Origin of the sequence: Streptomyces sp. NPDC058239, from assembly GCF_042882185.1 — a bacterium.
Lineage (GTDB): Bacteria > Actinomycetota > Actinomycetes > Streptomycetales > Streptomycetaceae > Streptomyces.
In genome coordinates this window covers 1-8,745 of sequence record NZ_JBHVWS010000116.1, presented here as the reverse complement: position 1 = coordinate 8,745, position 8,745 = coordinate 1, and the positions used below count along the sequence as shown (strand labels likewise).

Genomic DNA, 8,745 nt, shown 5'->3' with positions numbered 1-8,745 from the left:
GCTTGGGCTTCGATGGGGTCGCCGAGTCGGGTTCCGGTGCCGTGGGCTTCGACGGCGTCGATGTCGGAGGGTTTGAGGCCTGCGTTGGCGAGGGCTTGGCGGATGACGCGTTGTTGTGCGGGTCCGTTGGGTGCGGTGAGTCCGTTGGAGGCGCCGTCCTGGTTGACGGCGGAGCCGCGTATGACGGCCAGGACGGGGTGGCCGTTTTTTTGGGCGTCGGAGAGGCGTTCCAGGAGGAGCAGGCCGATGCCTTCGCCCCAGCCGGTTCCGTCGGCGTCGTCGGAGAAGGCTTTGCAGCGTCCGTCCGGGGAGAGTCCGCCTTGGCGGCTGAATTCGAGGAAGGTGCCGGGGGTGGACATGATGGTGACGCCGCCGGCGAGGGCCAGGGTGCATTCGCCGTTGCGTAGTGCGTTGGCGGCCAGGTGTACGGCGACGAGGGAGGAGGAGCAGGCGGTGTCGATGGTGACGGCGGGGCCTTCGAGGCCGAAGGTGTAGGAGATGCGTCCGGAGGCGATGCTTGGGGCGCTGCCGTTTCCGAGGTGGCCTGCGACTTCGTCGGGTGCGGTGGTGAAGCGGGAGGCGTAGTCGTTGTACATGATGCCGGTGAAGACGCCGGTGGGGGTGGAGCGGAGGGATGTGGGGTCGATCCGGGCGTGTTCGAGGGTTTGCCAGGCGGTTTCGAGCAGGAGTCGTTGTTGGGGGTCCATGGCGAGTGCTTCGCGGGGGGAGATTCCGAAGAGTGCGGCGTCGAAGTCGGCGGCGTCATGGAGGAACCCGCCCTCGCGTGCGGACGAACCACCGGAACGGCCTGGATCGAGGATCCCGGGCAGGTCCCATCCGCGGTCCGTCGGAAAGCCGGTCACCGCGTCTTCCCCGGACGCCAGGAGTCGCCACAGATCCTCCGGGCCACTGACACCGCCGGGATAGCGGCATCCCATGCCGACGACAACCACGGGGTCGCTGTCGGACGTGGTGGCGGAAGCGGGAGCGGAGTCGGATACGGCGGTCCCGAACAGGGTGTCCCGTAGATGATCCACCAGCACCGTGGCGTGCGGGTAGTCGAACAGCAGGGTTGCCGGGAGTTGTAGCCCGGTCAACGCGTTCAGGCGATTACGGAACTCCACCGAGGTCAGGGAGTCGAACCCCAACTCGTTGAAAGCACGATTGGTGTCTACGGATTGTGGGTCGGCATGTCCAAGAACGGTCGCGAGCTGTGTGCGCACGAGGGTCAGCAGAGCAGCATCCCGGTCCACAGGAGACATGGCCCGCAGCTTTTCCGCGAAGGTGAACCCAGTCCTGGCCGCGGCGCTGGCCACCTTCGCCGGCACGAGCGCGCGCAGCAAAGGGGGAGTGGAGAGGTGATCGGCAGCGACAGTGTGCGCGTCGAGATGCATCGGGACGAGAACAGGGGCATCGGCCGAGACCGCGGCGTCGAACAGCTCCAGCCCCTCTTCCTCCTGAAGAGGCCGCATCCCCGCGCGCACGGTGGTGGTGGCTGCCATGCCGGTGGTCCATGGTCCCCAGGCGATGCTGGTGGTGGGCTGCCCGGTGGCGGTGCGGTGGTGGGCGAGGGCGTCGAGGTAGGCGTTGGCGGCGGCGTAGTTGCCCTGGCCGGGGGAGCCGAGCGTGGCTGCGGCGGAGGAGAAGAGGATGAATGCCGTGACGTCGCGGTCACGGGTGAGCTCGTGCAAGTGCCAGGCGGCCGTGGCCTTCGGCCCGAACGCACGCTGCAGGTGCCCGGGCGTCTGGTTGGCGAGTACCGCATCATCGACGGCCCCCGCACAATGGACCACCGCCATGGGCAGGCCGGCAGGAACGGCGTCCATCAGGGCGGCACAATCGGCACGGTCCGTCAGATCACCGATCACGGTTGTGACGTGCGCTCCAGCAGCAGCGAGGTCGTCCACCAGTCCCTCCGGGACGGGGCGACGTGCGGCCAGGAGCAAATGGCGCACACCGTACTGGGACACAAGGTGCTTGGCGATCAGACCGGCCAGTGCACCTGTGGCTCCGGTGACCACGACGGTTGAGGCCGACCAGTCCGGTCGGGCTGTCGCCTCCGGGACGACGCGAACGAGCCGCGGCACGTACGCATCGCCGCGCCGGATCGCGATCTGTGATTCTCCCGCGGCGACGGCAGCGCTGACCGCGTCTTGCCAAGACGCATCGGGATCGTCGACGTCGGCCAGGACGATCCGGTCCGGATGTTCGGACTGAGCCGACCGTGCCAATCCCCATACCGCCGCATTGGCCAGGGCTGCGCCGGTGTCAGGTGACGTGTCCTCGTCCATCAGATGGGAGCCCGTGGTCAGCACCACCAGCCGAGCGGTCTCGGCGTGCTCGCTGCTCACCCACTGCTGCAGAGCCGTCAGCGTTCGTGCAGCAGCGCCCAACGCGTCGCCGCTCGCCACGCTCTGGCGGAGGTAGGACACATCCGGAGCGAAACCAGGTGCCGACGGAGCGAGGCGCACCCACGAGGTACGGAACAGCGAATGCCTCACCTGCCCGGCGCTGAGCCGCAGAGGGCGCATGGTGAGGCGGCCGACATGGAGCACCGTTCTGCCCGATTCGTCGGCGACCTGCAGAGACACGGCGTCCGGCGCGATCGGCGAGATCCGCACCCGCAGCCGCTTGGCACGGACCCTGTGTACGAGCACGTCGTTCCAAGCGAAAGGAACCAGCGTGTCGCCGTCCGTGCGGTGAACAGATCCGAGGCCGAGAGGATGCAGTGCCGCGTCCAGGAGCGCCGGGTGCACCGCGAAGCGGTCCGCGTCCGCTTCCAGCGCCTCGTCCGGAACCACCTCGCCGAACAAGGTGTCGCCATGACGCCACGCGTGGCGCAGGCCACGGAACGCCGGACCGTAGTGCCGGTCGGTGCCGTCGCTGTAGCAGGAGTCGGTTTCGAGAGGTGTGGCCCCTGGCGGCGGCCAGACAAGCAGATCGCTCTCAGCAGAGGTGGCAGGTGTCGCGATGAGCCGACCGTCGGCGTGTTTGGTCCATGGCTCGTCCGGGGCGGCGTCGGCGGAACGGGAGAATATGCTCACGGCCCGCCCGACGGCGTCCGCCTCGTCGACCAGGACCTGGAGGTGTACATCGTGGCCGTGGGTGAGGACGAGCGGTGCACCGAGGGCCAGTTCGGCCAGGAGTGCATGCCCGACATGGCGTGCTGCCTGCAACGCCAGTTCTACGAACGCGGTGCCGGGCAGGAGTATCTCGCCGTGCATGGCGTGGTCGGCGAGCCAGGGGTAGGCCGTCAGCGACAGGCGTCCGGTCAGGAGGAAGCGGCCACCTTCCGCGAGACCCACTGCGGTGTCGAGGAATGGGTGATCAGAGGTACCTGCGGGCGCTGCTGACTCCAGCCAGTAGCGCCGGCGCTGGAACGGGTAGGTGGGAAGCTCGGTGGCGCGTGCGCCACAGCCTTCGAAGTATGCCTGCCAGTCAGGGTCCGAGCCGGTGACCGTGAGCTGCGCCAGGGCGGTGACGATGGCCTTGGCCTCGGATGTACCGGGGCGAAGTGAGGGAATCGCGATGCCGGTGAGGTGCGGGGTCAGGGTGGCCCCGGGGCCGACCTCCAGGCAGACGTCGCCGGCGATCTGGTCCATCGCCTCGGCGAAGCGGACGGACTCCCGCACATGACGTACCCAGTGCTCGGGAGTGCAGTGTTCGAGTGGCGCGCCGGTGAGCGTGGAGACGAGGGGGATCATCGGCTGAGAGAACGTCAGTCCTGAAACGGCGTCGCGGAACGCTTCGAGCATCGGTTCCATCAGAGGGGAATGGAATGCGTGGGAGACGCGGAGCCAGGTGGACCTGTGCCCGTCGAGTTGTTCCGAGATGGCCTCGAGCGTGGTCCTGTCGCCGGACAGGACGATCGACTGCGGCCCGTTGACCGCGGCGATGCCGACCGCTTCCTCGTGTCCGCGCAGATGGGGGAGGATGTCGTTCTCAGGGATGCTGAGGGCGACCATGGCGCCGCCCCGGGGCAGCGACTGCATCAGTCTGCCCCGATGAGCGACCAGTGACGCGGCGTCTGCGAGGTCGAGTACGCCGGCGATGTGTGCAGCGGAAATCTCGCCGATGGAGTGCCCGATGACGGCGGCGGGCGTGATGCCCCAGCTCTCCCAGAGCCTGTAGAGGGCGACGTGCACTGCGAACAGGGCGGGCTGGGCGTACTGCGTCTGATCCAGCAATGCGGGGTCGTCGCCGAACACGATCTCCCGGAGTGCGCGCGGCAGGAGCGGGTCCAGGTGCGCGCAGGCGGAGTCGAAGGCGCGAGCGTAGACAGGGTAGGCGTCGTAGAGTTCGCGGCCCATGCCCGGATGCTGGCTTCCCTGACCCGAGAACACCATGGCGACGCCGGTGCTCGTCGCACGCTGGGTCACGACCGCGGGGTGAGGTGTCCCTTGGGCAAGAGCGGCGAGAGCCTGGCGCTGTTCGTCCGGGTCGTCCCCCAGCAGTACTGCCCGTTCGACGAATGCTGCACGGGTGGTGGCCAGCGCGTAACCGGTATCGAGCGTGGAGGTGTCCCGTGTGAGGCTGTCCGCGAGCCGGGCCGCCGCGGCGCGCAGCGCGGCGTCGTCGCGCGCCGACAGGACCCACGGGACGACGGGTGGCGCCTGCACGGTGGCTGTCGGCGCCTCCACGGGGGGTGATTGCTCGAGGATGACATGCGCGTTCGTCCCGCTGAAGCCGAAGGACGACACCCCCGCACGGCGGGTGCCGTCCCGCTCGGACCAGACGCTCGCTTCGGTGAGCAGGGAAACGGCTCCGGAGCCCCAGTCGACCTCGTTGCTGGGCGTCTCGACGTGCAGGGTGCGGGGCAGCATCCGGTGCTGCATCGCCATGACCATCTTGATCAGACCGCCGACGCCCGCAGCTGCCTGGGTATGGCCGATGTTGGACTTCAGCGAGCCCAGTCGCAGCGGCTGGTCCCTGTTTTGGCCATAGGTCGCCAGCAGCGCCTGCGCCTCAATGGGGTCACCGAGTCGGGTTCCGGTGCCGTGCGCCTCGACAACATCGATCTGGTCGGCTCTCAGGCTCGCATCGATCAGGGCGTCGCGAATCACCCGCTGCTGCGACGGCCCGTTAGGAGCAGTGAGTCCGTTCGAGCGGCCGTCCTGGTTCACAGCGGATCCACGGACCACCGCGAGGATCGGATGACCGTTGCGCTGGGCGTCCGACAGACGTTCCACGACCAGAACGCCTGCGCCCTCGGCCCAGCCGGTGCCGTCGGCAGTACTCGAGAAGGCCTTGCACCGGCCGTCGGACGCGAGACCCTGCTGCCGGCTGAAGTCGATGAACGGAGCCGGACTGGCCATGACGGTCACGCCGCCGACCAGCGCCATCGAACACTCCCCACGCCGCAAGGCCTGAACAGCGAGGTGCAGCGCCACCAGTGACGAGGAGCAGGCGGTGTCGATCGTGACGGCCGGACCCTCCAGCCCCAGCGTGTAGGAGAGCCGGCCCGACAGAATGCTGCCGGAGTTTCCCGTGCCGAGATACCCCTGGGCATGATCCGGGATCCGGGGCAGCCGCGCGGCGTAGTCGTGGTACATGACGCCGGCGAACACACCGGTGCGACTGCCCCGCAGCGAGCCGGGAACGATGCGAGCCCGCTCCACGGCTTCCCAGGCTATCTCCAGGAGCAACCGCTGCTGTGGGTCCATGGCCACAGCTTCCCTCGGCGAGATGCCGAAGAACTCAGGGTCGAACTCCGCCGCGTCGTAGAGGAACCCGCCCTGCAGGGTGTCGCTGCTCTGTGCGTCGTCAGCGGCCGTCGGCCGCATCGACCCGATGTCCCAGCCACGGTCGCGGGGAAACTCGCCGATGGCGTCCTGCCCGGACTCGACCAGGTCCCACAACTGCTCCGGTGTCCGCACGCCGCCTGGGTAGCGGCATGCCATGCTCACCACGGCTATCGGCTCGTGGCTGCTCTCCTCGACCGCGCGCAAGCGTTGGCGGGTGTCCCGCAGCTCGGCGGTGAGTCGCTTGAGGTACTGGAGGGTTTTGTCCTCGTTCACATCAGGCCACTTCTGTCAGGACAAGCCCAGCTCGTCGTCGATGATGTCGAACATGTCCTCTAGATCCGCTGCGGTCAGCTCGGCAGCGCCGGCGTCCGGGGCATCCTTGCCGGCGTTCTCCCAGGCGCTCACCAGCGATTTCAGCCGGCTGCGCACCTGCGCCGCGTGCCCCTGACCGACCCGCTTGAGATTCGCCTCCAGCCGGTCGATCTCTGCGAAGATCGCATCCGGCGCCGAGGGCTGGTGCGGCACGAGCAGGAGGGTCAGCAGGTAGTCACACAGCGCTGCCGGCGTCGGGTGATCGAAGATCAGCGTCGCGGGCAGGCGCAGACCGGTTGCCGTGTCGAGCGCACCGCGCAACTCGACGGCCATCAACGAGTTGAATCCACGATCGGTAAACGGCTGATCCATCGGGATCGCCTCGGTCGAATCGTGGCCCGCGACGGCCATGGTGCGGCTGAGAACCAGTTGCGTGATCCGTTCCCGCTGCTCGTGCGGTGGCAGTCCACGCAACACCTCGGCCAACGGGCGCTGCACCGCTGTCGGTGCCATGGGCCCCGCTTGCTGCGGGACCAGGTCCCGCAGCAGAGGTGACAGTCCGGCGCCGGCGGCGCGGCGGCGAAGCGCCGCCCGGTCGACCGGTAGTGGGAACACGACCGGGTCGCCGAGCGAGACCGCTGCGTCGAACAGAGTTTGTCCCCTTGCCTCATCGATCGGAACGAGACCGGTGCCCGCCAGCCTCCTGCGGTCCGTGTCGTCACCACCGGCTGCCATGCCGGTGGTCCATGGTCCCCAGGCGATGCTGGTGGTGGGCTGCCCGGTGGTGGTGCGGTGGTGGGCGAGGGCGTCGAGGTAGGCGTTGGCGGCGGCGTAGTTGCCCTGGCCGGGGGAGCCGAGTGTGGCTGCGGCGGAGGAGAAGAGGACGAATGCCGTGACGTCGCGGTCACGGGTGAGCTCGTGCAAGTGCCACGCGGCCGTGGCCTTCGGCCCGAACACCGCGCGCAGACGCTCAGGCGTCTGGTTCGCGAACGTGGCATCGTCGAGGGAACCGGCACAGTGCACGATGGCGAGCGGCTGATGGGCGGGCACCGCGGTCAACGCCGTGGCGATCTCCTCGGGATCGGTGAGATCGCACGCCAGTTGCGTCACCGACGCACCGTCCGGCTCCGGCGCGTCTCCATGACGACTGACCAGGACGAGATCGGTCACGCCGTGCCTCTGGACCAGGTGCTGTGCGACAAGGCTGCCGAGCGAGCCGGCGGCCCCGGTAACCAGAACCGTGCTGGAACGCCAATCCGGGAAAGTTGTCCGCCCTACCGCTGCGGGAACGAGCCGAGGGACACGGATCTCACCGCGACGCAGCGCGAACTCCGGTTCTCCGCTGGTCAGGGCGTACGGAAGTACCTGCCGTGAACGCTCGTCGTCGTCGAGATCGACCAGGACGACACGGCCCGGCTGTTCAGCCTGTGCGGCACGCACCAGTCCCCACACGGCCGCGCCCGCCGCGGAGGGATCATTGTCCACGGCCACCGCGTGGGAGGTCATGACCACGAGTGTGCGCTCGCCGGTATGGGACAACATCTTGTCGAGCACGTCCGCGGTCGTCATCAGCGCGTCCTCGGGATCAAGGCTGTCGCCGTTCTTCACCGTCAGGAGGGCGTGCGTAGCATCCGCTGACTCCTCTTCCGTGCCGAGCACGGCAAGGGTCACTGCTGTCTCGGGAATCTCCCGCGGAACCCAGATCTGCTCGAAGAGCGACTGCTGTCCGTTCACGAAGTGCTCACCGGTGATCTTGCGCATCGCGAGCCGCTCGGTCTCCGCGACCGGATTCCCCGCCCGATCCGCGATGCGCAACGCGATCGTGTCCTCGGATCGGGGCGACAGTACGGCTCGGAGGGAAGTAGCGCCGTCGGCGTACGTCCGCACGCCGGCCCAGGAGAACGGAAGCCGCGCCTGCCCGTCCGCTCCGAGCATTCCGTCGACCCCGACTCCTTGGAGCACCGAATCCAGCAGAGCGGGATGCAAACCGTAACCGGCAGCCTGATCCTCGCCGCCGAGAAGTTCCACCTCCACAGCGACCTCCTCACCGACCCGCCAGGCCGCGCGCAGGCCCTGGAAGACGGGGCCGTACTCGAGCCCGGCGTCCGCGAATGCCGCATAGGCCTCCGAAGTGGGCAGTTGGACCGCCCCTGAAGGGGGCCAGGCACGCAGGGACCACGACGGCTCGGAGACTTGCTCCTTACTGATCACACCGGTTGCGTGCAACTGCCAGGAGCCGCCGTCCGCAGGCCGGGAGTGAACGGACACTTCGCGAAGCCCGTCATCACCTGGTTCGCCCACCGCGACCTGAAGCTCGACAGCACCCTCCGCCGGAAGGATCAGAGGGCTCTCCAGTGTGAGCTCATCAAGGCCGTGCCGACCCGATCTCGCAGCTGCGTGCAGAGCGAGGTCCACGAATGCGGTCCCGGGAAGGACGACCGATCCCGAGACGGCGTGATCGGCCAGCCAAGGATGCAGTTGACTCGACAGTCGACCGGTGAGCACTGCGCCGTTGCTGTGCGCCAGATCCACGACCGAGCCGAGCAGAGGGTGGCCGGCCCCGGACGTGCGAGGGCCCCTCGTTGATGGGTTCGGCCAGTAGCGCTTGGTTTGGAAGGGGTAGGTGGGGAGGGGGGTGTGGTGGGCGCCGGTGTTGTGGAAGTAGTGGTTCCAGTTGGGGTTGGTGCCG

General features: G+C 68.3%; 2 protein-coding genes and 1 pseudogene. All 3 read right to left on the bottom strand.

Features of this window, described 5'->3' with window-relative positions:
- On the bottom strand, positions 1-1,970 hold a 1,970-nt coding region (locus tag ACFVYE_RS46875), incomplete at its 3' end, for a beta-ketoacyl synthase N-terminal-like domain-containing protein (RefSeq protein ID WP_389609679.1).
- A gap of 168 nt (positions 1,971-2,138) precedes the next feature.
- Positions 2,139-6,017: pseudogene (locus ACFVYE_RS46870) on the bottom strand (type I polyketide synthase); the annotation flags it as partial.
- Between the two features lie 15 nt (positions 6,018-6,032).
- Positions 6,033-8,745 (bottom strand): SDR family NAD(P)-dependent oxidoreductase (locus ACFVYE_RS46865; RefSeq protein ID WP_389609677.1); only part of this gene is annotated, 2,713 nt, incomplete at its 5' end.